This is a genomic window from Pseudomonas sp. 13159349 (assembly GCF_013305685.1).
Lineage (GTDB): Bacteria > Pseudomonadota > Gammaproteobacteria > Pseudomonadales > Pseudomonadaceae > Aquipseudomonas > Aquipseudomonas asiatica.
Genome location: NZ_CP045553.1, coordinates 967,839 through 994,401 on the forward strand (window position 1 = coordinate 967,839; position 26,563 = coordinate 994,401).

Genomic DNA, 26,563 nt, shown 5'->3' on the forward strand with positions numbered 1-26,563 from the left:
GCTGCATGACCGATCACGCCCTGCTGCTGGTCAACCTGGGTTCCCCGGCCTCCACCTCGGTGGCCGATGTGCGCCGCTACCTCAACCAGTTCCTCATGGACCCGTATGTGATCGACCTGCCCTGGCCGGTACGGCGCCTGCTGGTGTCGCTGATCCTGATCAAGCGCCCGGAGCAGTCGGCGCATGCCTATGGCTCGATCTGGTGGGAGGAGGGCTCGCCGCTGGTAGTGCTGACCCGTCGCCTGCAGGCGGCGATGGTCGAGCACTGGCCCCATGGCCCGGTGGAGATTGCCATGCGCTATGGCCAGCCGGCCTTGCCCGAGGTGCTGGAGCGCCTGGTGGCCCGGGGTGTGCGCAAGGTGACCCTGGCGCCGCTGTATCCACAGTTCGCTGACAGCACGGTGACCACTGTGGTGGAACTGGCCAGGCAGACGGTCAGTGAACGCCAGTTGCCGTTGCAACTTCGCGTGCTACAGCCATTCTACGAGCACCCGGACTACATCGAGGCACTGGTCGCCAGCGCCCGGCCTTACCTGGAGCAGGATTACGATCACCTGTTGCTGAGCTTCCATGGCTTGCCGGAGCGCCACTTGAAGAAGCTGGACCCTACCGGCAAGCATGACTTCCAGGCGGCCGATTGCTGCAAGGATGCCAGTGCCGACATGCGCGCGGTCTGCTACCGCGGGCAGTGCCTGGCAACGGCCAGGGCCTTTGCTCAGAAGATGGGCATACCCGATGGCAAATGGTCGGTGTCGTTCCAGTCACGACTGGGGCGGGCCAAGTGGATCGAACCCTATACCGAGGCGCGGCTGGACGAGCTGGCCAAGGCTGGGGTGAAGAAGCTGCTGGTAATGTGCCCGGCGTTCGTGGCCGATTGCATCGAGACCCTGGAAGAGATCGGCATGCGCGGGAGCGAGCAGTTTGTCGAGGCCGGCGGGCAGGAGCTGGTGCTGGTGCCTTGCCTGAATGATCACCCGGAGTGGGTGAAGGCGCTGGCGGGGATGTGCGAAAAGGCCTGACTTTCAGGTTGTCTGTACCGGCCTCTTCGCGGGCTTGCCCGCTCCTACAGGTTCTGCACGATGGCAGAGAGCAGTGGAGTACCTGTGGGAGCGGGCAAGCCCGCGAAGAGGCCAGGTCAGGCTAAAGCCGAATCAAGGCAACTGATCATCCAGCTTCTTGTGCTTCCAGCCATCATTGCCCGGCAAGATCAGGTTCAGGGCGATAGCCACGATCGCGCACAGGGCGATGCCCTTCAGGCCCCAGTCATCCGGGCCATCACCACTGCCGATCAGTACGCCGCCGATACCGAACACCAGTGTCACCGACACGATCACCAGGTTGCGCGCTTCAGCCAGGTCGATCTTGTGGCGGATCATGGTGTTCATGCCCACCGCCGCGATCGAGCCGAACAGCAGGCACAGGATGCCACCCATCACCGGTACCGGGATGCTTTGCAGTAGTGCGCCGAACTTGCCGATGAAGGCGAGGGTGATAGCGAAAATCGCCGCCCAGGTCATGATCTTCGGGTTGTAGTTCTTGGTCAGCATCACCGCGCCGGTGACTTCGGCATAGGTGGTGTTGGGCGGGCCGCCGAACAGGCCGGCTGCGGTGGTGGCCAGGCCGTCGCCCAGTAGGGTGCGGTGCAGGCCGGGCTTCTTCAGGTAGTCGCGGCCGGTCACGCTGCCGACTGCGATCACCCCGCCGATGTGCTCGATCGCCGGTGCCAGGGCAACCGGGACGATGAACAGGATGGCCTGCCAGTTGAATGCTGGCGCGGTGAAGTTGGGCAGCTCCAGCCACGGCGCGGCGGCGATCTTGGCAGTGTCGACCACGCCAAACGCGAACGACAGGGCAAAGCCTACGAACACGCCGGCAATGATCGGCACAAGACGGAAGATGCCCTTGCCGAACACGGCGACGATCAGCGTTGTCAGCAGGGCCGGCATCGAGATCATCATGGCGGTCTTGTACGGCAGCAGCACGCTGCCGTCACCGGCCTTGCCCATCGCCATGTTGGCGGCGATCGGCGCCATGGCCAGGCCGATGGAGATGATCACCGGGCCGATCACCACCGGCGGCAGCATGCGGTCGATGAAGCCAGTGCCTTTGATTTTTACCATCAGGCCCATGAAGGTGTACACGAAACCTGCGGCCATCACACCACCCATGGTCTCGGCCAGGCCGAACTGGCCCTTGGCGAGGATGATCGGGGTGATGAAAGCAAAGCTCGAGGCCAGGAACACGGGTACCTGGCGGCCGGTGACCAGCTGGAACAGCAGGGTGCCGATGCCGGCAGTGAACAGCGCTACGTTCGGATCGAGGCCGGTGATCAGTGGCATCAGCACCAGCGCGCCAAATGCCACGAAGAGCATCTGCGCGCCCGAAACGACCTGGCGCCAGAGCGGGTCGTTGAAGCCGTCCTGCATGGTCAGGCGTCCTTTTGCTTGGTGCCGAAGATCTTGTCACCGGCATCGCCCGGGCCCGGCACGATGTAGCCGTGTTCGTTCAGGCGCTGGTCGATCGAGGCGGTGTAGATCTGCACGTCCGGGTGGGCTTTTTCAACCACTTCGATGCCTTCTGGCGCAGCGACCAGGACCATGGCGCGGATCTCTTTGCAGCCGGCCTTTTTCAGCAGGTCGATGGTGGCGACCATCGAACCGCCGGTGGCCAGCATCGGGTCGATGATCAGGGCCAGGCGCTGGTTGATGTCCGGCGCGAGCTTTTCCAGGTAGGTGTGGGCTTCGAGGGTTTCCTCGTTGCGGGCAACGCCGACGGCGCTGACCTTGGCGCCCGGGATCAGGCTGAGCACGCCGTCGAGCATGCCGATGCCGGCTCGCAGGATCGGTACCACGGTAATCTTCTTGCCGGCGATTTTTTCAACTTGCACCTTGCCGCACCAGCCATCGATCTCGTAGGTTTCGAGCGGCAGGTCCTGGGTGGCTTCGTAGGTCAGGAGCGCGCCGACTTCCTGGGCAAGTTCGCGAAAATTCTTGGTGCTGATATCGGCACGGCGCATCAGGCCGAGCTTGTGGCGGATCAGCGGATGGCGGATCTCACGAGTGGGCATAGGGGGGCTCCGAAAGGCGGGCAAAAAAACCGCGCTAGATTAATCTATTCAGCCTGTGCTGTCGTCTGGTCATTCTGGACGTTAGTCCATAAATGCTTGATCTGTGACGAGCGGATGCGTACCTTTGCCCGCTTTTCCAAAATGCACCCCCGGAGAGCGCCATGTCCGCCGATCTCGAGCATATCCGTCAAGTCATGCGTGAAGCTGACTGCCTGTACACCGAAGCCGAAGTCGAAGCGGCCATCGCCAAAGTCGGCGAGCAGATCTGCAAGGACCTGCACGACAAGAACCCGGTGGTGTTCTGTGTGATGAACGGCGGCCTGATCTTCTCGGGCAAACTGCTGACCCACCTGCAGTTCCCACTGGAAGCCAGCTACCTGCACGCTACCCGCTACCGCAACCAGACCAGCGGCGGCGAGCTGTTCTGGAAGGCCAAGCCCGAAGTATCGTTCATCGACCGTGACGTACTGATCGTCGATGACATCCTCGACGAAGGGCACACCCTCAGCGCCATCATCGAGTTCTGCAAGCACGCCGGTGCGCGCTCGGTGCACACCGCAGTACTGATCGACAAGGACCATGACCGCAAGGCCAGCCCGGAACTCAAGGCCAACTACGTGGGCTTGCCCTGCGTCGACCGCTATATCTTCGGTTACGGCATGGACTACAAAGGCTACTGGCGCAACGCCAACGGCATCTTCGCCGTAAAGGGGCTGTGATCATGCGCCAGCCTGCGTTCATCGACCAATCGCTGTTCGCCGGGCTGGCCGCAAAGGCTGCAGCCAACCCGCGCGGGCGGCAACATCACAATTTCCATGAGATGGAAGAGCCTTGCCACCGCATGGCAGTCGGGCTGCAACCGAGCACCTATATCCCGCCGCATCGGCACCTGAGCGATGACAAAGCCGAAACGCTGGTCGTGCTCAAGGGTTGCCTTGGCCTGCTGCTCTTCAACGAGCAGGGGGCGGTGACCGACAAGCGAGTGCTGCAGGCGGGCGGCGATTGCCTGGGTGTGGATCTGGCGCCCGGCATCTACCATGGGCTTGTGGTGCTGGAGCCGGACAGCATCCTGTTCGAGTGCAAGGCCGGACCGTATCGGCCGGTGGGTGAAGGCGAACATGCGCACTGGGCGCCGCGCGAAGGAGAAGAGGGCGTGGACGAGTACCAGGCCTGGATGCGCGCGCAGTTCGATTGATGTCGGGCCGGCGCACTCAACTGTAGGAGCGGCCTTGTGTCGCGATCGGGCTGCGCAGCAGCCCCTCGATTGAAGCTTCGCCACCAACATGGCCGGGGCCGCTTTGCGGCCCATCGCGACACAAGGCCGCTCCTACAAGAGCCTGTGCAGGCCGTGCTAGAGTGCTCCTTCATTCAAGGAGCCTCACATGCGTGCGTTTCTTCCCCTCCTGCTGGCGGTCAGCCTGCCACTCGCCGCCGCACCGCTGCACAGCCAGTTCCTGCCACCTGACGACCAGTCCCTGCGCCAGGAAGCGCCGACTGGCCAGCAATTGCTGCAAGTGACCGACTACTCGGTGGTAGTGGGTACCCAGCGCCAATCCGACCAGCAGCCGATCCCGATCACCTCGTCGTTGCAGGTGCGCCTCAAGGGCAAGCCGCTGAGCAAGGGCGCGACCATCGCCCAGGTGCTGCTGACCTTTGACGGTGAAGCGGCCAAGAGCCTGAAGAAGCCCGTATACGATGAGAAAACCCGCACCCTGAGCCTGAATTATCCGCTCAGCGACTACCGCGTGATCATGGACCTGCTGCGCAACGAGACGCTGTATGTGCAGTTCCTCACCTACGGCAACGGCCACGTCTGGGCCGACCTGCACACCGGTACCGTACGTACGCGTTGAGGCGCCCGGCCTGCGGGGGGTACACTGCCGGCCTTCGAAATTTCGTGATGGTCCAGTTGGAGTCGGCAATGCGTAAAGACAAGAAACAGGTAATCGGTGACGAGATCAGCGACGACTACATCAAGTCGTTCCTTCAGTTCGAGCCGGCCGATGGCGTGACCTCGCCGTCGCTGCACAAGCTGGTCAAGGCCTACCGCGGCCTGCGCATCGACGATTTCGAGCGTTTTGTCGGCTTCTTCGTCGAGGCTGGGCTGGACCTGGATGGCAAAGACGAGCACGGCAAGACCTTTGTCGAGCAGATTGCCGACCAGCGCAATGCGTCGGATTACATCGAGATCATCGCCAAGGCCCGTGGCTGATTTGTGAACCTGCTCCGGCCCTTTCGCGGGCACGCCCGCTCCCACAGGGATGGTGCAGAGCCTGAGGGCGACGCCGAAACCTGTGGGAGCGGGCATGCCCGCGAAGAGGCCGGCACAGGTCAATGAGTAACCAGGAACGAAAAAACGCCCCGAGGGGCGTTTTTTCGTTACCGGCCGAATCAGGCGTAATGCTTGGCCGCCGGGCTGCTTTCCACCAGGTCCAGCGCCACGTCGTTGTCGGCACTGATCTTGTGGTACAGCGCAGCATCGGTCGCCAGGGTCTTCTCGCGAGCCGGGAAGATTTCCTTGAGCTTGGCAGCCCAGGCACCTTTGGCCTGCTCGGGGAAGCAGCGCTCGATCAGTTCCAGCATGATCGAAACGGTCACCGAAGCACCCGGCGATGCACCGAGCAGTGCAGCCAGGCTGCCGTCCTGGGCCGAGACCAGCTCGGTACCGAACTGCAGCACGCCGCCTTTCTTCGGGTCTTTCTTGATGATCTGCACGCGCTGACCGGCTACTTCCAGGCGCCAGTCTTCGGCCTTGGCCTGCGGGTAGAAGCGACGCAGGGCTTCCAGGCGCTGCTCCATCGACTGCATCACTTCGCTGACCAGGTACTTGGTCAGGTCCATGTTGTCACGGGCCACGGCGAGCATCGGGCCGATGTTGCCCATGCGCACCGACAGCGGCAGGTCCATCAGCGAACCGTGCTTCAGGAACTTGGTAGTGAAGCCGGCATATGGACCGAACAGCAGCGATTTCTTGCCATCGACCACACGGGTATCCAGGTGCGGTACCGACATCGGCGGGGCGCCGACCGCGGCCTGGCTGTAGACCTTGGCCTGGTGCTGCTTGACGATTTCCGGGTTGTCGCAACGCAGCCACTGGCCGCTGACCGGGAAGCCGCCGAAACCTTTGCTTTCCGGAATGCCCGACAGCTGCAGCAGCGGCAGGGCCGCGCCACCGGCGCCGAGGAAGACGAAGCGGGCGTCCACTTCACGGCTACCGCCGCTGTTGACGTCCTTTATGCTCACGGTCCAGCCCTTGCCGTTACGGCGCAGGCCAACGACCTTCTTGCTGTACTTGACCTGGGCGTCCTGCGAGTCGCCCAGCAGCTTCAGCAGCTTGTTGGTCAGGGCGCCGAAGTTGACGTCGGTGCCCTTGAGCACGCGGGTGGCGGCGATGTGCTGGTCGGCTGGGCGGCCTGGCATCATCAGCGGCATCCAGTCCTTCATCACGGCCTTGTCTTCGGTGTATTCCATGTCCGCAAAGGCATGGTGCTGCTTGAGCAGCTCATAGCGCTTCTTGAGGAAGGAAACACCCTTGTCACCCTCGACGTAGCTCAGGTGCGGGACAGGGTTGATGAAGGCACGTGCCGAGCCGAAGTTGCCCTTCTTGCTCAGGTAGGCCCAGAACTGGCGCGAAACCTCGAACTGGGTGTTGATGTGCACGGCCTTCTTGATGTCGATGCTGCCATCGGCGGCCTGGGGCGTGTAGTTAAGCTCGCACAGGCCGGCGTGGCCGGTGCCTGCGTTGTTCCAGGGGTTGGAGCTTTCCGCGGCTCCGGAGTCCATCGCCTCCACGACCTCAAGCTTCAGGGTCGGGTCGAGCTCCTTGAGCAGTACGGCCAGGGTGGCACTCATGATGCCTGCGCCTACCAGTACCACATCAACCGATTCGTTCTGCGCCATTTAACGCGTCTCCACAATCTACAGCTACCTAATTGACAGCATAGGACCTGGGTTCGCCAGGGTCGCCATGTCCGACTTTTCGCAGTTCTTGCAACTTCCGCGGACACCGCCAATCAGTCTTCGGGTTCGCGTATTGAACGCGGTTTGCCACGGGTGCGGCAATTCGACTTATGGTCAAGGTGTCGTGCGTGCGTTATGGAACGGCTCAGACACTCATACGGGATGAGCGCATTTGCCGCCTGTTCAGGGCTGTTCGGGACACATCTGCCGCTTTTGCACATGCCAGACTGTTCATTTGCTCGCCACACTCTTGTGAAGTTGTGAAAACCGTTTTTTCACGCTCTTTTGGAGACGTGAACCTCAAAAGGGGACTGCGCGATGGCAACCCGCAGGTTCATGCAGTGTGAAGGGCCGGAAAAGCAGGCACGACAGCCGATGCAAGACCTGAGTGGAAGGCTCTCTGTGGGCGAAGCATTGAAGTTGCCGGGGTCAATCGGCGAGTGCGGGGCCCGATCAGGAGACGTCCTTATAATCGGGGGGAGATTATAGCGATGTCGCGGGCAGAAATGTCGCCATTCGTGGTTTTTATTGCAGCGTTTGTCAGGCCGCGAGGATGCGCTGGTGCCAGCGGCGGCTTGCGCGGGCGCAAACCCGGGCACTGGCGGGCAGCTCGCGGCCCAGCCAGGCGAGCCGGATTTCGCCGATCTGGACCCAGCCGCTGCCGCTGGGCGCCTGGCTGCATTGCTTGAAGGCCAGGCATTTGCCGTCGGCATCGAGGCGGGCATAGGTGTTGTGGCGCGGGCGTTGGAAGAGCAGGGTCCAGAGCGAGGCCATGGCAGCGAGTCCTGTGCGTTAGGGCTTGGCGCAAGGATAAGGGCGCGGCGATGAAACGATTGTGACAAGCGGGCCGGACCGATGACTGGTCGATGCGTGGCTAGGTATACTGTGGGCCTTCGCCGCTTTTTCTGGAGTAACGCGCATGTTGCAACGTCTGTTGTTCGGTTTGATCGCCGTGGCCAGCCTCAGCCTGGTCGGTTGTGCCCACAGCCCGCAACAACTCAATCCGCAACCCACGCTCAAGGCCCAGCTCGCGCCGGTCGGCCATGGCCAGCCGGTAGTGGTCCGGGTTGTTGACGGCCGGGCCTCGCAGTCCCTGGGCACTCGCGGTGGCATGTATCCCGAGACCAGCACCATCAGCGTGAGTGGCAACGACATCGTGCCCAAGCTGCAGGCCCAGGCCGAAGCCGCCGTACGCCTGCTCGGCTTCACCCCGACGCCGAACGCCTACAACGCGCCGCAGCTGACCGTGACCCTGGCCGAACTGAAGTACCAGTCGCCGAAAGACAACCTGTACGTGACCGAGGCTACCATCGGCGCCACGTTCCGTGCCGACGTGTCCAATGGCGGCCGCCGCTACAGTGGCCGTTACGGCGCTTCGCTGGACCAGCGTTTCGGCATGGCGCCGAACCAGGAAACCAACACCCAGCTGGTGGGCGATGTGCTGAGCGATGCCCTGACCCGCATGTTCAAGGACCCGACCATCGGTCAGGTGCTGGGGCAGTAAGCCTTCAGCTATAAAACAAAACCCGCTGCCTGTGCTCCAGGCAGCGGGTTTTTTGTTGTCTGTGCCCGCGAAGAGGCCGGCAAATCTTCATGCCATGCCAGATGAAATTTGATGACACTTTGTCGCCTGAACCGGGCGTCTGGGCATGACTTGGGTAGAATGCCGGCCTTTGCCGTCGCTCATACCGAGGTTGCGTGATGTCCTTGCAAGTGCTCTGGGGGTTCCTGGCCGCCCACCCGACCAAGCTGATCAATCTGCTGGCGCTGCTGCTGACCTGCCCGGGCGGGTTGCTACTGCACAGTGCGCGGCGGCGCGAGGCCGAGACCCGCGAATACATGGCGGTGGACGAGGGGGTGGTGGACGCGTTCGACCTTCGGGTGCCGCGGTACTTCTACATTCTCGGTTTTTCGTGCCTGGCGATGGCGTTGCTGCTGTCCTGGTTCAGTACCTGGATTTGAGATTTTAGGGCCGCTTTGCGGCCCATCGCGACACAAGGCCGCTCCTACAGGTATGTGCGATCCCCTGTAGGAGCGGCCTTGTGTCGCGATGGGCTGCAAAGCAGCCCTAGGATCGATCAGGCAACCGGTGCCTGCTGCCTGACCTGGTACTGGTTGCGCACCGGCGTCGCATACTGCAACACCAGGTACGGCCGCTGCTCCTCGGGGCAGGCATCCAGGCGGCGTTGCCATTCCTCCTTGGCCCGAGCCAGCTCATCGGCCGGGAACACCTTCTCGGCGCTCGGCACCTGTAGCGCCTCATCCTTGCCATCCCACATCGCATAGGCCAGGTAGTGCACCGGGAACAGTCGGTAGCCACCGAGGATCTGCCGGTCGATTTCCGCTGCCAGTTGCTTGGTATCCTCGTGATACTCGGTCACCGGCGGGGCGAAGTTGATGTGCACCCGGCCTTTGTAGCCGGTAATGCCCTTGGCGATGCTGTTGTCGTCCTCGCCCGGCGCCTTCTTGTAGGTACCGGTGGTGGCGCGGATGTACAACTCGCGGGCCTTGGCCTGGTCGCACGGGTCATATTCGTAGCTGATCGAAACCGGTGTCAGGTTCAGGCTCTGGATCACCGCGCCGAACGGCTCGTCCTTGCGGCTCATGTGGAACATCTTGAGGATCGCCGAATCGGTGCGGTCGTCACCGTCCTTGGCCCGGCCTTCTGCCTGGGCGATCCAGATCGACGTGGCGTCGTTGCGGATCGAGTGGTTGATGTAGGCTGAGAGCAACTGGTAGGCCGCCAGCTTCTCGCGGCGCCCACTGATCGAGCGGTGCACGATGAAGCTCTTGTTCAGGCGCATCATGTCGCTGACAAACGGCTTTTGCAGCAGGTTGTCGCCAATGGCGATACGCGGCGTGGGCAGGCCGGCGTGGTACACCGCGTAGTTGACGAAGGCCGGGTCCATGACGATGTCACGGTGGTTGGCCAGGAACAGGTAGGCGGTGCCGGCCTTGAGCTGCTCCACGCCCGAATAGGTGACGCCGTCGGTGGCGCGGTCGATGGTCTGGTCGACGTAGTACTCGACTTTGTCCTGCAAGGTCGAGACACAGGTGACACCGGCGAATTCCTTGCGCAGGCGGCGGGCGATCAGCGGCTTGAGCAACCAGCCGAGAGCACCGGCCGCACGCGGGAAGCGGAAGTGGGTGAGGATATCGAGGAATGCCGGGTCGCTGAGCAGGCGTGCCAGAACGGCAGGGACCTCAGCGTCGTCGTACGGTCGGATGGCATCGAATTCGCCCATCATGCTCTCTTGTTGGAAACGGCTAGGGTAATAAGGTAGGGGCGGGCTCCGAAAAACGGCTCGGACACACACAGGCCCTGTAAACAGACCGGCAATTATACGCATAAGTCACCCCGGAGGCCGCGATGCTGCAAACTGCTATCTACGATTGCCCTTATTGTGGCGAAGAAGTCGAAACCACGGTGGACCTGTCCGGTGGCGATCAGGAGTACATCGAGGACTGTCAGGTATGCTGCAAACCTATCCGCTTCGTGCTGCAAGTTCATGGCGAGGAGTGGATGCTGGATGTATTCGGTGAGAATGACTGATGCAGCGTATCTACGAACCGGAAAACCTGCTCGAGGCTGAAATGCTGGCGGGCATGCTCGCCAGCGAGGGGGTCGAGGCGCACCTGGTTGGTCGTGACCTGATCGGTGCTGCCGGTGAACTGCCGATGCAGGGCTTGCTTGGGCTTGCCGTGGCTGATGAACAGGCCGAGTACGCACGGCAGCTGATCGATGCGTACAATGATGCCCAGCCACTGGTTGGCGACGAACCGGAGAGTTTCCCCGGTACCTTGATCTGCTAGGTTCTGAATTCGCCCATGTGTGGACGTTACGCCCTGTTTCGCTGGCCCCAGGCTCTTGCCAGTCTGCCGGGCTTTCCCGTTGGCCAGCCAGCCCAATGGAACATCTCGCCTGGGGCTTCGGTGCTGATCCAGCGCCAGCTTGACGGCCAGTTGCAACTGGCCAAGGCGCGCTGGGGGCTGACCCCGGCCTGGCTCACCGACCTGTCCCGCACCCCCGCCCATGCCCGCGCCGAAACCCTGGCCGAGCAGCCGATGTTTCGCGACGCGTTTCGCCTGCGTCGCTGCCTGATGCCGGCCAACGGCTTTTACGAATGGCGCGGCAGCGTGCGCAAGCGCCCGTACTGGCTGACCCCGGGGGAGGGTGCATCACTGTACTTCGCCGCCGTGTGGGAGGCCTACCCGGTGCAGGACCAGGTTTGGCTGAGTTGTGCGGTGGTGACCCAGGCGGCGATGAACCAGCGTCGGCCGCTGATACTGGACGAGGCAGGGCAGGCGGCCTGGCTTGACCCGGACACGCCGCTGGCCCGTTTGCATGAATTGCTGGCCAGCCCGCCGGCGACATTGCGCGAGCGGGCCCTGGCGCATTTCGTCAATGATCCGAAGCTGGATGCGCCGGAGTGCCTGACCCCGGCCTGATGTATGGCTGTGTCGGCCTCTTCGCGGCTGAAGCTGCTCCTACAACGATCGCATTACCCCTTTAGGAGCGGGTTCACCCGCGAAGGGGCCGGCACAGGCGACGAAAATCTTCCCTGCGGCTATGGCGGCCCCAAGCGACTCGGCCTACGATACGGCGCATGTAAAAAGGGAGTGTTTTCATGCGTAAGTCTTTTGTCGTCAGCCTGTTGAGTGCTGGCATCCTGCTGGCCGGCTGCCAGGCGGTTAATACCACCAGCGGCGGTGCTGTCGGCGTCGAGCGCCAGCAGTACATGTTCAGCATGCTCTCGACCGATGAGGTCAACCAGATGTACGCCCAGTCGTACCAGCAGACCCTGGGTGAAGCATCGAACAAAGGCGTGCTCGACAAGTCCAGCGCAGATGCCAAGCGTGTGCAGGTAATTGCCAACCGCCTGATCGCCCAGACCCCCAAGTTCCGACCGGATGCCGCGCAATGGAACTGGGAAGTCAACGTGATCAAGAGCGACGAGCTCAACGCCAACTGCGGCCCGGGCGGCAAGATCATCGTCTACACCGGCCTGATCGATCAGCTCAAGCTCACCGATGCGGAAATTGCTGCGGTGGTGGGCCACGAGATCGCCCACGCTTTGCGTGAGCACAGCCGCGAGGCGATGTCGAAGGCGTATGGCGTGGAAATGGCGCGCCAGGGCGCCGGTGCCCTGTTTGGCCTCGGCCAGGGCAGCATGGCCATGGCCGATACCGTGGTGAACTATGCCATGACCCTGCCCAACAGCCGGGCCAACGAGAACGAAGCCGACCTGATCGGCCTGGAGCTCTCGGCGCGTGCCGGTTACGACCCGAATGCCGCGATCACCTTGTGGAACAAGATGAGCCAGGCTTCCGAGGGCGCGCCGCCTGAGTTCATGAGCACTCACCCGGCGTCCCAGAGCCGCATTGCTTCGTTGCAGGCGGCGATTCCGAAGGTGATGCCGCTGTATCAGGCGGCCAAGAAGTAAGGCCCGACTTCCAGATGCTTACCCCTTGTAGGAGCAGCCTTGTGCTGCGAAAGGGTCGGTAAGAGCACCACATTTCCTGGTGCCTGTACCGGCCTCTTCGCAGCGCAAGGCTGCTCCTACAGGTTCGGCATCAGCCTGTCGCCTTTCGAGTCAACCCACCCAGCCACTGGCTTTCATCGCCGAGTACACTGCCACGATCGCCAACACGAAGAACGCCGTAGCCGCCAGGCGACGGATCAGCGTCAGCGGCAGTTTGTCCGCCGCGAAGTTACCCGCCAAAACCACCGGCACGTTGGCAATCAGCATGCCCAGGGTGGTACCGATAATGACCATGATCAGGTACGGGTACTGTGCTGCCAGCATTACCGTGGCGACCTGGGTCTTGTCACCGATTTCAGCCAGGAAGAACGCGATCAGCGTGGTCAGGAACGGCCCGAAGCGGCGCGCCGGGTTCTCGTCGTCATCCATCTTGTCCGGAACCAGGGTCCACAGCGCAGTGGCGGTGAAGCTCGCAGCCAGGATCCAGTGCAGTGCCGAGTCGCTGAAGAAGCTGCCTACCCACGCGCCCACGGCACCAGCCGCGGCATGGTTGGCCAAGGTGGCGGCGATGATGCCGGCGATGATCGGCCAGGGCTTGCGGAAGCGGGCAGCGAGTATGAGCGCGAGCAATTGCGTCTTGTCGCCGATTTCGGCTAGGGCAACGATGGCGGTGGGGACCAGCAAAGATTCCAGCATCAGGATTCCTACGGGGGCGGGTCGACACGGCTATGACACGTACAGCCTCCCCGCCCCGGGTAAGGTGTGCGTGTCATAGGTCTTGTCAAACCCTGGATCCGTCTATGCGGATCTCGCCATGCAGGCTGGCATGGTGGGTCGCACGCGCCATGGTCTGTGGACCAAGTATGTTGACGCGTACCGGGCGAGCTGGGCGCTCGCGGGAGACTACTCCCCTAGGACGGTGCGGATTCTGCCTAGACTAAACGCTTTCGGCAAGCGCTGTTTTTATCCGTGTGTTGCCTGGTAGATGCGGAAACCGTCCGCCTCGTCGCGTACCTGGCAGTTGCCCAGCGCCCCTTCGATCAGTGGCTGGTAGCGCAGGAAGCTGTTGGCAACCAGGCGCATTTCGCCACCTTTTCGCAGATGAACGGCTGATTTTTTCAGCAAGTTTTCCGATGCCTGGTAGTTGGTGTGCACCCCGGTGTGGAACGGCGGGTTGCTCAGGATCAGGCTCAGCTCGGTCGGCGCCGCGTCGATGCCGTCGCCGCTGATCACTTCGCCCTCCAGACCATTGGCGGCCAAGGTCAGGCGGCTGGCGGCCACGGCGAAGGCATCCACATCCAGCAGGGTCACCCGGTTTTGTGGATAACGGCGTTTGACCGTGGCGCCCAGCACCCCGGCACCGCAGCCGAAGTCCAGCACATGCCCGCTCGGCAGGCCGTCGAGGTGCTTGAGCAGCAGGGCGGTACCGCGATCGAGGCGGCCATGGCTGAACACACCGGGCAGACTGACCACTTGCAGCGGGCCGTCTTCCAGGCTGAGCTCGAAGCGTTCGGCCAGGCTTTCCAGGGGCTTGGCCTCTGGCGCGTGCTCGATGGTCACCTGCCACAGCTGGCAATGGCGGGCGCTGTCGAGCTTGCGCGGCTTGCCAAAGGCCTGCAGCTGCTTGGCCGCACCCTCGATGCCACCACGTTTCTCGCCGACCAGGTACAGCTCGCGGCCCGCCAGGCGCGAGGCCAGGGCGTTGAGCAGGTAGGCGGCCAGTTCGCGGGACTTGGGCAGGAACAGCACGGCGCTGTCGAAAGTCACTTCAGGGGGCTCCACCGCATAGTGGCTGCGCCCGGCGAAGCGGCTTTCGAGCATGGCCTGGTCGCCCGCATGCCAGGTCCAGGCCTGGGCATTGGGCAACTGGCCTAGCAGGCTGTCGGCGGGGGCGCCGGCGAGCAGCAGCGGGCTCTGGAAAAGCTCTGCCTGGCGGAGCAACACTTCACTGCGCGGGTCCATGGACGACGCCTCCTGGAAAAAAGTGGCGCAGTTTAGCAGAGGCGGGCGTCGGGCTCAGCTAACCACGCGGCGTGGCTGCCCGGCGAAGAAAGCCTGGGCGTTCTCGCTGAGCTGGCCGACGATGCGCTGGCGCGACTCTACCGCGCCCCAGGCGCTGTGCGGGGTGATGATCAGGCGCGGGATGCCGGGCTCGAGCAGCGGGTTGCCGTTGACCGGCGGCTCCACGCTCAGCACGTCGGTGGCGGCACCGCCCAGGTGGCCACTGCGCAGGGCGTCGGCCAGCGCCTGCTCGTCGATAAGGCCGCCGCGGGCGGTGTTGACCACCAGCGCGTTTGGCTTGAGCAGGGCCAGTTCGCGGGCCCCGAGCATGTGTCGGGTGTGTTCGTTCAGCGGGCAGTGCAGGGTCAGGGCGTCGACTTGCGGCAGCAACTCGTCCAGCGGCAACCGGTCGGCGCGTTCGGGGCGGCCGGGGATCTGCCCGCTGAGCACGCGCATGCCAAAGGCTTCGGCCAGTCGCGCCACCGCGCCGCCCAGTTCACCGTGGCCGAGCAGGCCAAGGGTCTTGCCCTCCAGCTCGACGATGGGGAAGTCCAGCAGGCAGAACTGGCTGGCCTTGGCCCACTGGCCGTCGGCTACCGCCTGGTTGTAGTCGCACAGGCGGGTGGCCAGTGCCAGTAGCAGGGCGAGGGTGTGCTGGGCGACGGACGGTGTGCCGTAGCCCTGGCAGTTGCACACGGTGATGCCCTGGGCGCGGGCGGCCGCCAGGTCGACGTTGTTGGTGCCGGTGGCGGCCACCAGGATCAGCTTCAGCTGCGGGTTGGCGGCCAGGGTCGCGGCGTCGAGCATGACCTTGTTGCTGACTACCGCTACCGCGCCCTTAAGGCGTTCGGCGACCTGCTCCGGCCGGGTGGCGGCGAACAGTTCGAACTCGTCGAACTGCTGCTTCAGGGGCGAGAGGTCGAGATCGCCCAGGTCCAGGGACTGGTGATCGAGAAACACGGCGCGACGCGGGCTGGGCATGAAGTTCTCCGAGGCTGGGCGGGATTTCGGTGTCGCGGCCATTCGCGGGTTGACCCGCGAATAGGCCATCAGCTTCACCACATAACCTGAAGCTGCCGCCGCAGTGTCTAGTTCAACCTTGCCGCCCGTCAACGCCCGCCACTCATACCTTCATCACGCAAATCATTCCTTCGGCTGATTTAGCCGTCACATTGGCGAACTACAGTAGTTCCCAGACTTGTCCGGCCCGCTTTCCAGAAAAGGGATACCCATGTTGCAGACCCGCATCATCAAGCCCGCCGAGGGCGCCCACGCCTACCCCCTGCTGATCAAGCGACTGCTGATGTCTGGCAGCCGCTATGAAAAGACCCGCGAAATCGTCTACCGAGACCAGATGCGGCTGACCTACCCCCAGCTCAACGAGCGCATCGCGCGCCTGGCCAACGTGCTGACCGAAGCCGGGGTAAAGGCCGGTGACACCGTGGCGGTGATGGACTGGGACAGCCACCGCTACCTGGAATGCATGTTCGCCATCCCGATGATCGGTGCGGTGGTGCACACCATCAACGTGCGCCTGTCGCCCGAGCAGATTCTATACACCATGAACCACGCCGAAGACCGCGTGGTGCTGGTCAACAGTGACTTCGTCGGCCTGTACCAGGCCATCGCCGGGCAACTGACCACCGTCGACAAGACCGTGCTGCTGACCGACGGCCCGGACAAGTCAGCCGAGCTGCCCAACCTGGTGGGCGAGTACGAGCAACTGCTGGCCGCTGCCAGCCCGCGCTACGATTTCCCGGACTTCGACGAGAACTCGGTGGCCACCACCTTCTACACCACTGGCACCACCGGCAACCCCAAGGGTGTGTACTTCACTCATCGGCAACTGGTGCTGCACACCCTGGCCGAAGCTTCAGTGACTGGCAGCATCGACAGCGTGCGCCTGCTGGGTAGCAACGACGTGTACATGCCCATCACGCCGATGTTCCACGTGCACGCCTGGGGCATTCCCTACGCCGCCACCATGCTCGGCATGAAGCAGGTGTATCCGGGGCGCTACGAGCCGGACATGCTGGTCAAACTGTGGCGCGAAGAGAAGGTCACCTTCTCCCATTGCGTGCCGACCATCCTGCAGATGCTGCTCAACTGCCCGACCTCCCAAGGTCAGGACTTCGGCGGCTGGAAGATCATCATCGGCGGCAGCGCACTCAACCGCTCGTTGTACCAGGCCGCCCTGGCACGCGGCATCCAGCTGACCGCTGCGTATGGCATGTCCGAGACCTGCCCGCTGATTTCCGCCGCCCACCTGAACGACGAACTGCAGGCCGGCAGCGAGGATGAGCGCGTCACCTACCGCATCAAGGCCGGCGTGCCGGTGCCGCTGGTGGAGGCGGCCATCGTCGACGGCGACGGCAACTTCCTGCCCGCCGACGGTGAAACCCAGGGCGAACTGGTGCTGCGTGCGCCATGGCTGACCATGGGCTACTTCAAGGAACCGGAAAAGAGCGAGGAGCTGTGGCAGGGCGGCTGGTTGCATACCGGTGATGTCGCCACGCTCGACGGCATGGGCTATATCGACATCCGCGACCGTATCAAGGATGTGATCAAGACCGGTGGCGAGTGGATTTCCTCGCTCGACCTCGAAGACCTGATCAGCCGTCACCCGGCCGTGCGCGAAGTGGCGGTGGTAGGGGTGGCCGACCCGCAGTGGGGTGAACGCCCGTTTGCACTGCTGGTGGTGCGCGAAGACCAGGTCATCGACGCCAAGGCGCTGAAGGAACACCTCAAGCCATTCGTCGAGCAAGGGCACATCAACAAGTGGGCGATTCCAAGCCAGATCGCCGTTGTTACCGAAATTCCCAAGACCAGTGTCGGCAAGCTCGACAAGAAACGCATCCGCCAGGACATCGTCCAGTGGCAGGCCAGCAACAGCGCGTTCCTCTCCACGCTGTAACCGCCATGCGGGTCGCGCAGTGCAGCGCGCGACCCGCATGCTAGAGAGGTGGAACCTTGCCAAACGGCAGAAATACGCCATCCTTTAGCACTGCCAGCGCGCAGCCGGGGCAACATGGCAGCGAGTTGGCCGCACGGAGCGCAAATCACACTTTAGAGGGATCAAGCGCCTGTGCCTTGCTGGCTATAGTCGGGGCCAGGGGATTTTCAGGAATGGGGGAGGCGACATGCGCAAGCCGTGTCGCCGCGGGCGCAAGCCTGCAAACCGGTCGCTCGGGCCGTTCTTGAAAGGACTCACTGCCATAACAAAAAAAGTACATGGAGTAGCGTCGATGAAATCTGCAAACCTGTTCTGGCGCCGGGCCAAGTTGCCCCTGGCCGTCAGCCTTGCTTCCACGCTCGCAAGTCCTGCTTTCGCTGTCAGTTTCAACATTGGTGAAATCGAAGGCCAGTTCGACTCGTCGCTCTCCATCGGCGCCAGCTGGTCGACGGCCAACCCGAACAAGAACCTGATCGGGGTGAACAACGGCGGCAAGGGCCTGTCGCAGACATCCGACGATGGCCACCTGAACTTCAAGAAGGGCGAAACCTTCTCCAAGATCTTCAAGGGTATCCATGACCTGGAGCTCAAGTACGGCGACACCGGTGTGTTCGTCCGCGGCAAGTACTGGTACGACTTCGAACTGAAGGACGAAGGCCGCGAGTTCAAGGACATCAGCGACTCCAACCGCAAGGAAGGCGCCAAATCGTCCGGTGCCGAACTGCTCGACGCATTCGTCTACCACAACTACTCCATCGGCGATCAGCCAGGCTCGGTGCGCTTGGGCAAGCAGGTGGTGAGCTGGGGTGAAAGTACCTTCATCGGTGGCGGCATCAACTCGATCAACCCGATCGACGTGTCGGCGTTCCGCCGCCCGGGGGCCGAGATCAAGGAAGGCCTGATTCCGGTCAACATGTTCTACATTTCGCAGAGCCTGACCGACAACCTGTCGGCGGAGGCTTTCTACCAGATCGAATGGGACCAGACGGTCGTCGACAACTGCGGCACCTTCTTCTCCCAGCCAGACATCATTGCCGACGGCTGTACCGACAACCTGCGCGTGCTCAACAGCAGTCGCACAGTGCCGGGGGCGGCGCAGCAATTCCTTGCCACCCGTGGCGTGGACATCAATGAGGAAGGGGTGATGGTGCGCCGCGGCGCCGACCGCGATGCGCGTGACAGCGGCCAGTTTGGCGTGGCAATGCGCTACATGTTCGAGCCGCTGGACACCGAGTTTGGCGCCTACTTCATGAACTACCACAGCCGTGCGCCAATCTTCAGTGCTACCGGGGCCGCGCCTTCAGTGTTCGCCGGCCTGAGCGCATTGCCTGCACAGCTGCGCGCATTGGCACCGCTGATCGTGGCAGGTAACTCCGAGTACTTCGTCGAATACCCCGAGGACATCCGCCTTTATGGCTTGAGCTTCTCTACCACGTTGCCCACCGGGACCGCCTGGAGCGGCGAACTCAGCTACCGCCCCAACGCACCGGTGCAACTGAATACCACGGATATCCTGTTCGCCGGGGTCCGCCCCATTGGCGGTGCCTTGAGCAACGCTTCGCTGCTGACCGGTACGCCGGGGCAGGACTTGCACGGGTATCGCCGCAAGGAGATCACTCAGTTCCAGACCACCCTCACGCATTTCTTCGACCAGGTAATGGGCGCCAGCCGCATGACCGTGGTGGGCGAGCTGGGTGTCACCCATGTGGGCGGCCTGGAGAGCGCCCACGATACCCGCTACGGTCGCGATCCGGTGTTTGGTCCAGGCCCGCTGCCATCCACCGGTGGGGCAAACACCTGTCAGGCCCTGAATGCCAGCACCATCGCAGGCGCTGGTGCCGGTGCCTCCACCGCCAACCTGAGCCGCAACTGCGAGAACGATGGCTTTACCACCAGCACTTCCTGGGGTTACCGCGCCCGAGTCATCTGGGACTACAACGATGTCTTTGCCGGGGTCAACCTGAAACCCAGCGTGGCCTGGTCGCATGACGTCTCCGGCTATTCGCCGGGCCCTGGCGCCAACTTCGAGGAAGGCCGCAAGGCCGTCAGCCTGGGCCTCGACGCCGAGTACCAGAACACCTACACGGCAAGCCTGTCGTACACCAACTTCTTCGATGGCAAGTACACCACCGTGGATGACCGCGACTTCGTCGCGCTCAGCTTCGGCGTGAACTTCTAAGCATTCAGATCCAGGACGACACGACATGAACAAGACCAGAAGTCTGCTGCAAGCCGGTGTGCTGGGCCTGTCCCTGCTGGCGACCAGCGTCATGGCTGCAGTATCCGCCGACGAGGCGGCCAAGCTGGGCAGTACCTTGACTCCGATGGGTGCCGAAAAGGCTGGCAACGCCGATGGCTCGATCGGCCCGTGGGAACCGCTGTCCAAGAGCGCGGGCAGCGTCGACGGCAAGGGCTTCCTGTCCGACCCGTACGGCAGTGACAAGCCGCTGTTCACCATCACCGCGCAGAACGCCGACCAGTACAAGGACAAGCTCTCGCCGGGCCAGCTGGCCATGCTCAAGCGCTATCCGGACACCTTCAAGATCCCGGTATTCAAGACCCATCGCGGTTCCACGGTGCCGGCCGATGTGTTCGCTGCCATCAAGGAAAACGCTACCAAGACCACCCTGGTCGAAGGCGGCAACGGTCTGAACAACTTCCGCACGGCTGTACCGTTCCCGATCCCGAAAAGCGGCCTGGAGGTGATCTGGAACCACATCACCCGCTACCGGGGCGGTAGCGTCAGCCGTCTGGTGACCCAGGCAACGCCGCAGCAGAACGGCTCTTTCAACCCGGTATACTTCTCCGACCAGTTCGTCTTCCGCGAAAGAATGAAGGATTACGACCCGAACAACCCGGGCAACATCCTGTTCTACTTCAAGCAGGAAGTGACCGCGCCTGCGCGCCTGGCCGGTACCGTGCTGCTGGTGCACGAAACCCTCGACCAGGTGAAGGAACCACGCAAGGCGTGGATCTACAACGCCGGTCAGCGCCGCGTACGCCAGGCACCACAAGTGTCGTACGACGGCCCGGGTACCGCCGCCGACGGTTTGCGCACCTCCGACAACCTGGACATGTTCAACGGTGCGCCAGACCGCTATGACTGGAAGCTGGAAGGCAAGAAGGAGATGTACATCGCGTCCAACGCCTTCAAACTCGACGACCCCAAGCTCAAGTACACCGACATCATCAAGGCCGGGCACATCAATCAGGACCTGGCCCGTTACGAGCTGCGCCGTGTATGGCACGTGGTCGCCACCCTCAAGCCGGGCCAGCGGCACATCTATGCCAAGCGTGACTTCTACATCGACGAGGACACCTGGCAGGCGGCGGTGATTGACCAGTACGACGGCCGTGGCCAACTGTGGCGCGTGTCCGAGGCACATGCCCAGCCGTACTACAACGTGGAAGTCCCGTGGTACACCCTGGAAGCCATCTATGACCTGCAGTCGGGCCGTTACCTGGCCTTGGGCATGAAGAACGAAGAGAAGCGCGCCTACGACTTCGGCTTCAGTGCCAGCAAGGCTGACTTCCAGCCAGCGGCACTGCGCCAGTCGGGTATTCGCTGATCTGAAAACGCGTCACGCCGTGTCATCTCAGAGCGCCCCGGCTAGCCCGGGGCGTTTTTATTTCCTGTACCGGCCCCTTCGCGGGCGCGCCCGCTCCCGCATGTACTGCACTGGGCTTGAAGCCTGCGCAATCCCTGTAGGAGCGGGTTCACCCGCGAAGAGGCCGGAACAGGCAATAAAGCTGGTGAATACCTCCCCAAACCCCCGCCCCAGCCGCTGTCCATTAGTCATGTTGCTTTTTGTCGCAGTCTTTTCCAGTGGAATTGCGCCCATCATCTTCAAATGCGTAGCGTTACCCGCTAGTCTCGCAAGCATCCATACCGCCGTAGTCTTCCAACCAGAACGAGCCGGCCATGACAGATCTGTCCCGTACGCATGGATTCACCAGCCAGGCCCTGGGCCTGCTGGACGGGCGTTTCTTCCGGCCGCCCTTGCCGGACGGCCATGTGCCGCGCCTGCGCCTGTGTCAGCGGCTGCAAGCCGGTCTCGGCGGGCGGTTGTTACTGGTCAACGCCCCGGCGGGGTTCGGCAAAAGCTCCCTTGCCATCGAATTTTGCGAAGCGCTGCCCGAGCACTGGCGTAGCCTGTGGCTGGGCCTGAGCCAACGGGATGCCGACCCTGGCCGATTCCTCGAACGCCTGCTCGAAGGCCTGCAGCAGTACTGCCCGGCGCTGGGCGGCCAGGCCATGGGCCTGCTGAAAATGCGCCAGCGCCACCAGCCGTTCGCCTTCGAGGAATGGCTCGACGGCCTGCTAGACGAGTTGGCGCTGTACCTGCAAGCCGATACTCCCTTGTTGCTGGTGCTGGACGACTATCACCTGGCCCAGGGGCCGGTGCTCGACCGCTGCCTGCAGTTCTTCCTCAATCACCTGCCCCCCGGCCTGGTGCTGCTGGTCACCAGCCGCCAACGCCCGGATTGGCACCTGGCGCGCCTGCGCCTGTCGCGGCAACTGGTCGAACTCAACGAGCAGGACTTGCGCCTGACTACCGAAGAATCACTGGCGGTGATCGGCCGTCAACCCACCGGCCTGCGTGGCCAGGCCCTGGACAACCTGATCCAGCGCAGCGACGGTTGGGTGGCCGGGTTGCGTTTCTGGCAGCTGGCGGCAAGCGAGTCCGCTGACGAGCAGGCCTTGCCCCAGGCCTTGCATGGCGGCGAGGGCCTGATCCGTGACTATCTGCTGGAAGAAGTCATCGACATGCTGCCCGCCGATGTACAGGCCTTCCTGTACGAAACGGCCTGCCAGGAACGTTTCTGCTCCCCGCTGTGCGATGCCGTACGCGGCCGCCACGACAGTGCCGCGATCCTGCGTTTCTTGCAGGCGCACCAGGTGTTCCTGGTGCCGCTGGACGAGCATGGCCACTGGTTCCGCTATCACCACCTGTTCTCCGACCTGTTGCGCAGCCGCCAGGCCAGCGAGCCGCTGGCCGACCTGCAGTTGCGTGCCTGCCGCTGGTTCGAAAGCCAGGGCCTGCTGGACGAAGCGGTAGAACAGGCCCTGCGCGCCGGTTACCTCGATGTCGCCGCCGACCTGGTGCAGAGCCTGTCCGAGGAGCAACTGCTGGCCGAACAGAACGTCGGCATGTTGCTGCGCTGGAAGATGGACCTGCCCGACAGCCTGCTGATCAGCACGCCGCGGCTGATCGTGCTGTACAGCTGGGCGTTGGGCCTGGCGTGCCAGTTGGACGCGGCCGAGGACCTGGCGGGGTATCTCAGCCGCTTCCTGCCCGCGCCTTCGGCAACCGCGCAAAAGTCCATGCTGGCCCAGTGGCTGGCGCTGAGTGGTGTGATCGCCCGTGGCCGTGGTGATCGCGAGCGCACCCTGGCCTATTGCGGTGAAGCGCTGCAGAGCTTGCCGAGCAAGCGTTATGGCCAACGCCTGGTATGCCTGTCGACGCTGTCCAACCTGGCGATAGCCGATGGCGATTTCTGGCGGGCCCGCGGCTGGAACCGCGAGGCGCTGGAGTTGGCCCAGCGTGTCGGCAACCCGTTGTTCGAGGCCCTGGCCCATTACGACCGGGCGCGGGTGCTGCATGCCCGTGGCGAGGTGTTGCGCGCACTGGACGAAGTGCGCGAGGGGCTGCAACGCCTGCAAGGGCTGTCGGCACAGCGGCTGTATGCCGTGCGCGCCCGCTTGACGCTTTACGAAGGCTACCTGCTGGTATCGCGCCTGCAGCCGTCCCAGGGCCGTGCCCGCTTGCGTGCGGGGCTGGGCGAGGCGCGGGCCTGCCGTGATATCAGTGTGCTCATCGGCCATTGCGTGATCGCTACGCTCGATGGCCGGGAAGGGCACTTTGCCGAGGCTTTTGCCGAACTGGCCGAGGCCGAGCGGCTGATGCACATCTGGGATGTGCCGCCGGTCTACTACCTGGCCATGATCACCCTGGTCAAATGCGAGTTGTGGCTGGCCCAGGGGCGCATCGACCTGGCCGAGTCCTGGCTGCTGCGCCTGGGTCAGACCTATGGCGGCGAGCAACCGGCGGCGGCCCCGGAGTTCCACCCGTTGCTGCCGTTGCACATCGCCTTGCAGCAGGCATCGCTCGAGCGTATCCAGTCGCGTAGCGACGACGCGGCGCAACGCCTGGCCAGCCTGGTCGAGCGCGGCCAGGCCAGTGGCGGCATGATGCTCAGCGTCAGTGCCATGTGCCAGTGGCTTGGCTTGTTGCTGGGCGAAGGTCGGGAAGAGCAGGCCGCCCAGTTGTTGCCACGGTTGCTGGTGGCAGCCCAGGGCGGCGTGTTGCAACCGTTCCAGCCTTTGCTGGAGCAGCACCCGCAGTGGCTTCTCGAACAGCTCCAGGCAGTTGCTGCCTGCCCGGTGCAGGCCGAGTTGCTCAAGCGCCTGCCGCAGATACCAAGCGCCAGCATCGGCAGCGGCGAAGCCCTGAGTAGCCGCGAGTTGGCCGTGCTCGAGCTGATTGCCCAGGGTTGTTCCAACCAGCAGATCAGCGAGCGGTTGTTCATTTCCCTGCACACGGTGAAAACCCACGCCAGCCATATCAACAGCAAGCTGGGGGTGGAACGGCGTACCCAGGCGGTGGCGAAGGCCAAGTCCCTGGGGCTGCTGGTGTGATATTGGCCCAGCAAGGTCTTGCTCGTTGAAGTGATGGCTCGAGGCCGTGGCTCGTGGCCGCCAGTGCTCTACCCTCATCTTTCCCGACCAGCTGCCGATACAGCTATCGGTGGCATCGCCTCGCGCGATTTTTCAATCATTCCAAGGCAGGTCGTGTTGATGCTGCAGTACGGGCAAAAGAGCTTTCTGATCGTCGACGACTTTACCGACTTTCGTACGTCGACCCGTTCCATGCTGCGCGAACTGGGCGTGCGTGATGTGGACACCGCCGACAGCGGCGAGCAGGCGCTGCGCATGTGCGCGCAAAAGCGCTATGACGTCATCCTGCAGGACTTCCACCTGGGCGACGGCAAGAAGAACGGCCAGCAGGTGCTCGAAGACCTGATCCTCGACAAGCACATCAGCCATGAGTGCATATTCATCATGGTCACGGCCGAGAGCAGCCAGGCCATTGTCCTCAGCGCCATCGAGCACGAGCCTGATGCCTATCTGACCAAGCCGTTCAACCGAGTTGGCCTGGCCCAGCGTGTCGAGAAACTGTACCAGCGCAAGACCCTGCTCAAGCCGATCCTGCAGGCCCTGGACCGCAATCGCCCGGCCGAAGTGCTGGCTGCCTGCGCCGAGCTGTGCAAGCGCGACCCACGCCTGGCCCCGCTGTGCCTGCGCTATCGGGCAGATGCCTTGCGCAACCTCAACCGCTTCGAGGAACTGGAGAAGTTCCTCAAGGCCATCCTGGCCAGCCGCCCGCAGCCATGGGCCTACTCGGCGTTGGGCAGCCTGATGCACAAGCGTGGCCAGAATGCCCAGGCCCAGGGCGTGTACGAGCAGGCGCTCAAGGCCTTCCCGATCATGCCGGGCCTGTACGATGGCATGGCCGAGGTGCTGGTGGCCCAAGGCGAAACCAGGCGTGCGCAGAACATGCTTGAAGAAGCCGTGCGCCTGTCGCCGCTATCGGTGCGCCGGCAGTCGACGCTGGGCAAGCTGGCGTTGGAAAACGAAGACTTCGAGAGTGCCTCGAAGGCATTTCGCCATGCGGTGAATCAGGGCCAGAGCTCGCGCTACAAGGACGCCGAGAACAACCTGGGCCTGGTGCAGGCGCTGATGAGCAGGAATGCCGGTTTTGGCCTGGATGCGCGCACACGGGTCGAGATCAACAGCACACTCAGCGAAGTGGCCAAGGAAAACCCCGAGGACCAAGGCCTGCAGGTGCGTGCCCGCATGATGAAGGCCGCCAGCCTGCAGCAGGCCGGCGACCCTGAAACGGCTGCAAAGCTGACCGAACAGGCGATCCAGCGTCTGGACAAGATGAACCAGTTCTTCTCGGTCGATTCGGCTCTGACCGTTGCCGTGCAGTTGCAGGCCATGGGGCAGGAAGCTGCTGCCATCGGCGTGCTGAAGAGCTGTGTGGAAAGTTATGGCGACGACCCCAAGGTCATGGAGAGGGTCGGCAAGCTGACGGACGACCCCAGCGTGCTCAACGCCATTACCGAAGCTGTCACCCTCAATCGCCAGGGTGTGCGCAGTTACCAGGGAGGGCAGCTCGGCGAGGCGTTGCAGCTGTTCCGCAAGGCGCTGGGTTTGCAGCCGAAGAACATCAGCATCGCCCTCAACACTGCCCAGGCGCTGCTGCGCATCGGCGGAGACAACCCTCAGCCCGCGATCATGCAGGAGTGCCGCGACGCCCTGACCAGCGTGGCCGGCATCCCCGCCAGCGACAACCGCTACGACCGCTACCGCAAACTGCACATCCGAGTGTTCGGCGCATGAATCAAGACAACCAGGGGCTGGATTTTTCCACGGTGATCGCCTCCACCGTGCACGACCTGAAGAACTCCCTGTCGGCGCTGATCCAGTCCCACAACCAGTGGATGCAGCGCTTGCCCGAGGAGCTGCGCGGTGGTGCCGAGCAAGGGGTGATGGAGCATGAGTTTCGTCACCTCAACGGCATGCTGGTGCAGTTGCTGGGGTTGTACAAACTGGGCGTGAACCAGTTGCCGGTGTGCCCGGACTACCACGAACTGGACGATTTCATCGAAGCCCAGCTGGCGGCACACGAGGAAGTGCTCAAGCACAAGGACATCCTAGCCACCTGGCGCATCGACACCGACAACCCGCTGGGCTTCTTCGACCGCGAGCTGGTGGCCTCGGTGATCGCCAACGTGATCACCAACGCCACCCGCTTTGCCGCGCATGCCTTGCTGATCACCATCGAAGAGGCAGACAACCAGCTGGTCATCTGCGTCAACGATGACGGCCCGGGTTATCCACAGCGGATGCTCGAACGCCAGGAAGAATTCATCCAGGGTATCGACTCGACCAGCGGCAGTACCGGCCTTGGCCTGTATTTTGCGGCGCGGATCGCGGCACTGCATGAAAGCGGCGGGGTGCGCGGGCGGATCGAGATCTCCAATGGCGGCGCGCTTGGGGGTGGGTTGTTCAGGTTGTTTTTGCCTTGAAAC

Annotated in this window: 25 protein-coding genes and 1 riboswitch; of the genes, 17 read left to right on the forward strand and 8 right to left on the reverse strand. The window is 63.2% G+C overall.

The window, feature by feature from the left end; all coding sequences use genetic code 11:
- Window positions 1-5 precede the first annotated feature (5 nt).
- Complete coding sequence (gene hemH / locus GEV38_RS04475; RefSeq protein WP_015268952.1) at window positions 6-1,019, forward strand: ferrochelatase; 1,014 nt, start codon at window positions 6-8, stop codon at window positions 1,017-1,019.
- Window positions 1,020-1,151: 132 nt separating this feature from the next.
- On the opposite strand, the gene GEV38_RS04480 is transcribed toward hemH, so the two are convergent.
- Together GEV38_RS04480 and upp are read right to left on the reverse strand one after the other, a co-directional pair.
- Window positions 1,152-2,426, reverse strand: a complete 1,275-nt coding sequence (locus GEV38_RS04480; RefSeq protein ID WP_013970921.1) for a uracil-xanthine permease family protein — start codon at window positions 2,424-2,426, stop codon at window positions 1,152-1,154.
- 2 nt (window positions 2,427-2,428) lie between these two features.
- The gene (upp, locus tag GEV38_RS04485) at window positions 2,429-3,067 is read right to left on the reverse strand and encodes a uracil phosphoribosyltransferase (protein WP_173895588.1); all 639 of its coding nucleotides are present in this window, start codon (window positions 3,065-3,067) and stop codon (window positions 2,429-2,431) included.
- 161 nt (window positions 3,068-3,228) lie between these two features.
- Between upp and GEV38_RS04490 the strand changes: the two genes are divergently transcribed.
- From GEV38_RS04490 to GEV38_RS04505, 4 genes are all read left to right on the forward strand, one after another.
- Entirely contained in the window at window positions 3,229-3,786 is a 558-nt protein-coding gene (locus GEV38_RS04490; protein ID WP_003256346.1) for a hypoxanthine-guanine phosphoribosyltransferase, read from the forward strand.
- A gap of 2 nt (window positions 3,787-3,788) precedes the next feature.
- On the forward strand, window positions 3,789-4,262 hold the full coding sequence (locus tag GEV38_RS04495; protein ID WP_015268953.1) for a WbuC family cupin fold metalloprotein: 474 nt from the start codon (window positions 3,789-3,791) through the stop codon (window positions 4,260-4,262).
- A 187-nt stretch (window positions 4,263-4,449) separates the two neighbouring features.
- A complete protein-coding gene (locus GEV38_RS04500) occupies window positions 4,450-4,920 on the forward strand; it encodes a hypothetical protein (protein ID WP_013970925.1) in 471 nt (156 codons plus the stop codon).
- A gap of 68 nt (window positions 4,921-4,988) precedes the next feature.
- The gene (locus GEV38_RS04505; RefSeq protein ID WP_015268954.1) at window positions 4,989-5,279 is read left to right on the forward strand and encodes a PA4642 family protein; all 291 of its coding nucleotides are present in this window, start codon (window positions 4,989-4,991) and stop codon (window positions 5,277-5,279) included.
- Window positions 5,280-5,458: 179 nt separating this feature from the next.
- Here the strand turns inward: GEV38_RS04505 and mqo are convergent, their stop codons facing one another.
- On the reverse strand, window positions 5,459-6,967 hold the full coding sequence (mqo, locus tag GEV38_RS04510; RefSeq protein WP_013970927.1) for a malate dehydrogenase (quinone): 1,509 nt from the start codon (window positions 6,965-6,967) through the stop codon (window positions 5,459-5,461).
- A gap of 600 nt (window positions 6,968-7,567) precedes the next feature.
- Window positions 7,568-7,801: a hypothetical protein gene (locus tag GEV38_RS04515; protein WP_013970928.1), complete on the reverse strand. Its 234-nt coding sequence runs from the start codon at window positions 7,799-7,801 to the stop codon at window positions 7,568-7,570.
- 145 nt (window positions 7,802-7,946) lie between these two features.
- Between GEV38_RS04515 and GEV38_RS04520 the strand changes: the two genes are divergently transcribed.
- Both GEV38_RS04520 and GEV38_RS04525 read left to right on the forward strand, forming a co-directional pair.
- A complete protein-coding gene (locus GEV38_RS04520; protein ID WP_013970929.1) occupies window positions 7,947-8,531 on the forward strand; it encodes a YajG family lipoprotein in 585 nt (194 codons plus the stop codon).
- 197 nt (window positions 8,532-8,728) lie between these two features.
- Window positions 8,729-8,989 carry a hypothetical protein gene (locus tag GEV38_RS04525; protein ID WP_013970930.1) on the forward strand — a complete coding sequence of 87 codons (261 nt, stop codon included), beginning with the start codon at window positions 8,729-8,731 and terminating at the stop codon, window positions 8,987-8,989.
- 116 nt (window positions 8,990-9,105) lie between these two features.
- On the opposite strand, the gene GEV38_RS04530 is transcribed toward GEV38_RS04525, so the two are convergent.
- Window positions 9,106-10,272, reverse strand: coding sequence for a 1-acyl-sn-glycerol-3-phosphate acyltransferase (locus tag GEV38_RS04530; RefSeq protein WP_024086266.1), 1,167 nt, complete (start codon window positions 10,270-10,272; stop codon window positions 9,106-9,108).
- A 125-nt stretch (window positions 10,273-10,397) separates the two neighbouring features.
- Between GEV38_RS04530 and GEV38_RS04535 the strand changes: the two genes are divergently transcribed.
- The 4 genes from GEV38_RS04535 to GEV38_RS04550 all read left to right on the forward strand — a co-directional run bounded on the left by GEV38_RS04535 (window position 10,398) and on the right by GEV38_RS04550 (window position 12,471).
- Window positions 10,398-10,580 carry a CPXCG motif-containing cysteine-rich protein gene (locus GEV38_RS04535; protein WP_003260667.1) on the forward strand — a complete coding sequence of 61 codons (183 nt, stop codon included), beginning with the start codon at window positions 10,398-10,400 and terminating at the stop codon, window positions 10,578-10,580.
- Window positions 10,580-10,840: a putative signal transducing protein gene (locus GEV38_RS04540; RefSeq protein WP_013970931.1), complete on the forward strand. Its 261-nt coding sequence runs from the start codon at window positions 10,580-10,582 to the stop codon at window positions 10,838-10,840. Before GEV38_RS04535 ends, GEV38_RS04540 begins: the two co-directional genes overlap by 1 nt.
- A 15-nt stretch (window positions 10,841-10,855) precedes the next feature.
- On the forward strand, window positions 10,856-11,476 hold the full coding sequence (locus tag GEV38_RS04545; protein ID WP_003260669.1) for an SOS response-associated peptidase: 621 nt from the start codon (window positions 10,856-10,858) through the stop codon (window positions 11,474-11,476).
- 179 nt (window positions 11,477-11,655) lie between these two features.
- On the forward strand, window positions 11,656-12,471 hold the full coding sequence (locus GEV38_RS04550; RefSeq protein ID WP_013970933.1) for a M48 family metallopeptidase: 816 nt from the start codon (window positions 11,656-11,658) through the stop codon (window positions 12,469-12,471).
- A gap of 150 nt (window positions 12,472-12,621) precedes the next feature.
- Here GEV38_RS04550 and GEV38_RS04555 read toward each other — a convergent pair whose 3' ends face one another.
- The 3 genes from GEV38_RS04555 to GEV38_RS04565 all read right to left on the reverse strand — a co-directional run bounded on the left by GEV38_RS04555 (window position 12,622) and on the right by GEV38_RS04565 (window position 15,492).
- Window positions 12,622-13,206 carry a TMEM165/GDT1 family protein gene (locus tag GEV38_RS04555; protein WP_013970934.1) on the reverse strand — a complete coding sequence of 195 codons (585 nt, stop codon included), beginning with the start codon at window positions 13,204-13,206 and terminating at the stop codon, window positions 12,622-12,624.
- A gap of 88 nt (window positions 13,207-13,294) precedes the next feature.
- Window positions 13,295-13,434, reverse strand: a riboswitch (yybP-ykoY riboswitch).
- Between the two features lie 39 nt (window positions 13,435-13,473).
- Window positions 13,474-14,472: a class I SAM-dependent methyltransferase gene (locus GEV38_RS04560; protein ID WP_015268955.1), complete on the reverse strand. Its 999-nt coding sequence runs from the start codon at window positions 14,470-14,472 to the stop codon at window positions 13,474-13,476.
- A gap of 54 nt (window positions 14,473-14,526) precedes the next feature.
- Window positions 14,527-15,492, reverse strand: coding sequence for a 2-hydroxyacid dehydrogenase (locus tag GEV38_RS04565; RefSeq protein ID WP_015268956.1), 966 nt, complete (start codon window positions 15,490-15,492; stop codon window positions 14,527-14,529).
- Window positions 15,493-15,742: 250 nt separating this feature from the next.
- Between GEV38_RS04565 and GEV38_RS04570 the strand changes: the two genes are divergently transcribed.
- The 6 genes from GEV38_RS04570 (at window position 15,743) to GEV38_RS04595 (ending at window position 26,560) form a co-directional block, all read left to right on the forward strand.
- Window positions 15,743-17,425, forward strand: a complete 1,683-nt coding sequence (locus GEV38_RS04570) for a fatty acid--CoA ligase (RefSeq protein ID WP_015268957.1) — start codon at window positions 15,743-15,745, stop codon at window positions 17,423-17,425.
- A gap of 331 nt (window positions 17,426-17,756) precedes the next feature.
- Window positions 17,757-19,643 (forward strand): DUF1302 domain-containing protein, encoded by a 1,887-nt coding sequence (locus GEV38_RS04575; RefSeq protein ID WP_039613806.1) that lies wholly within the window; start codon window positions 17,757-17,759, stop codon window positions 19,641-19,643.
- 25 nt (window positions 19,644-19,668) lie between these two features.
- On the forward strand, window positions 19,669-21,033 hold the full coding sequence (locus GEV38_RS04580) for a DUF1329 domain-containing protein (RefSeq protein ID WP_013970939.1): 1,365 nt from the start codon (window positions 19,669-19,671) through the stop codon (window positions 21,031-21,033).
- 353 nt (window positions 21,034-21,386) lie between these two features.
- Window positions 21,387-24,104 carry a LuxR C-terminal-related transcriptional regulator gene (locus GEV38_RS04585; protein WP_015268959.1) on the forward strand — a complete coding sequence of 906 codons (2,718 nt, stop codon included), beginning with the start codon at window positions 21,387-21,389 and terminating at the stop codon, window positions 24,102-24,104.
- A 159-nt stretch (window positions 24,105-24,263) separates the two neighbouring features.
- Entirely contained in the window at window positions 24,264-25,871 is a 1,608-nt protein-coding gene (locus GEV38_RS04590; protein ID WP_015268960.1) for a tetratricopeptide repeat-containing response regulator, read from the forward strand.
- A complete protein-coding gene (locus GEV38_RS04595; protein WP_015268961.1) occupies window positions 25,868-26,560 on the forward strand; it encodes a sensor histidine kinase KdpD in 693 nt (230 codons plus the stop codon). The genes GEV38_RS04590 and GEV38_RS04595 overlap by 4 nt, the downstream gene beginning before the upstream one ends.
- Window positions 26,561-26,563 lie beyond the last annotated feature (3 nt).

Coding starts and splice junctions, on each gene's coding strand:
- hemH (WP_015268952.1), top strand. CDS start 6: ATGACCGATCACGCCCTGCTGCTGGTCAACCTGGGTTCCCCGGCCTCC.
- GEV38_RS04480 (WP_013970921.1), bottom strand. CDS start 2,426: ATGCAGGACGGCTTCAACGACCCGCTCTGGCGCCAGGTCGTTTCGGGC.
- upp (WP_173895588.1), bottom strand. CDS start 3,067: ATGCCCACTCGTGAGATCCGCCATCCGCTGATCCGCCACAAGCTCGGC.
- GEV38_RS04490 (WP_003256346.1), top strand. CDS start 3,229: ATGTCCGCCGATCTCGAGCATATCCGTCAAGTCATGCGTGAAGCTGAC.
- GEV38_RS04495 (WP_015268953.1), top strand. CDS start 3,789: ATGCGCCAGCCTGCGTTCATCGACCAATCGCTGTTCGCCGGGCTGGCC.
- GEV38_RS04500 (WP_013970925.1), top strand. CDS start 4,450: ATGCGTGCGTTTCTTCCCCTCCTGCTGGCGGTCAGCCTGCCACTCGCC.
- GEV38_RS04505 (WP_015268954.1), top strand. CDS start 4,989: ATGCGTAAAGACAAGAAACAGGTAATCGGTGACGAGATCAGCGACGAC.
- mqo (WP_013970927.1), bottom strand. CDS start 6,967: ATGGCGCAGAACGAATCGGTTGATGTGGTACTGGTAGGCGCAGGCATC.
- GEV38_RS04515 (WP_013970928.1), bottom strand. CDS start 7,801: ATGGCCTCGCTCTGGACCCTGCTCTTCCAACGCCCGCGCCACAACACC.
- GEV38_RS04520 (WP_013970929.1), top strand. CDS start 7,947: ATGTTGCAACGTCTGTTGTTCGGTTTGATCGCCGTGGCCAGCCTCAGC.
- GEV38_RS04525 (WP_013970930.1), top strand. CDS start 8,729: ATGTCCTTGCAAGTGCTCTGGGGGTTCCTGGCCGCCCACCCGACCAAG.
- GEV38_RS04530 (WP_024086266.1), bottom strand. CDS start 10,272: ATGGGCGAATTCGATGCCATCCGACCGTACGACGACGCTGAGGTCCCT.
- GEV38_RS04535 (WP_003260667.1), top strand. CDS start 10,398: ATGCTGCAAACTGCTATCTACGATTGCCCTTATTGTGGCGAAGAAGTC.
- GEV38_RS04540 (WP_013970931.1), top strand. CDS start 10,580: ATGCAGCGTATCTACGAACCGGAAAACCTGCTCGAGGCTGAAATGCTG.
- GEV38_RS04545 (WP_003260669.1), top strand. CDS start 10,856: ATGTGTGGACGTTACGCCCTGTTTCGCTGGCCCCAGGCTCTTGCCAGT.
- GEV38_RS04550 (WP_013970933.1), top strand. CDS start 11,656: ATGCGTAAGTCTTTTGTCGTCAGCCTGTTGAGTGCTGGCATCCTGCTG.
- GEV38_RS04555 (WP_013970934.1), bottom strand. CDS start 13,206: ATGCTGGAATCTTTGCTGGTCCCCACCGCCATCGTTGCCCTAGCCGAA.
- GEV38_RS04560 (WP_015268955.1), bottom strand. CDS start 14,472: ATGGACCCGCGCAGTGAAGTGTTGCTCCGCCAGGCAGAGCTTTTCCAG.
- GEV38_RS04565 (WP_015268956.1), bottom strand. CDS start 15,492: ATGCCCAGCCCGCGTCGCGCCGTGTTTCTCGATCACCAGTCCCTGGAC.
- GEV38_RS04570 (WP_015268957.1), top strand. CDS start 15,743: ATGTTGCAGACCCGCATCATCAAGCCCGCCGAGGGCGCCCACGCCTAC.
- GEV38_RS04575 (WP_039613806.1), top strand. CDS start 17,757: ATGAAATCTGCAAACCTGTTCTGGCGCCGGGCCAAGTTGCCCCTGGCC.
- GEV38_RS04580 (WP_013970939.1), top strand. CDS start 19,669: ATGAACAAGACCAGAAGTCTGCTGCAAGCCGGTGTGCTGGGCCTGTCC.
- GEV38_RS04585 (WP_015268959.1), top strand. CDS start 21,387: ATGACAGATCTGTCCCGTACGCATGGATTCACCAGCCAGGCCCTGGGC.
- GEV38_RS04590 (WP_015268960.1), top strand. CDS start 24,264: ATGCTGCAGTACGGGCAAAAGAGCTTTCTGATCGTCGACGACTTTACC.
- GEV38_RS04595 (WP_015268961.1), top strand. CDS start 25,868: ATGAATCAAGACAACCAGGGGCTGGATTTTTCCACGGTGATCGCCTCC.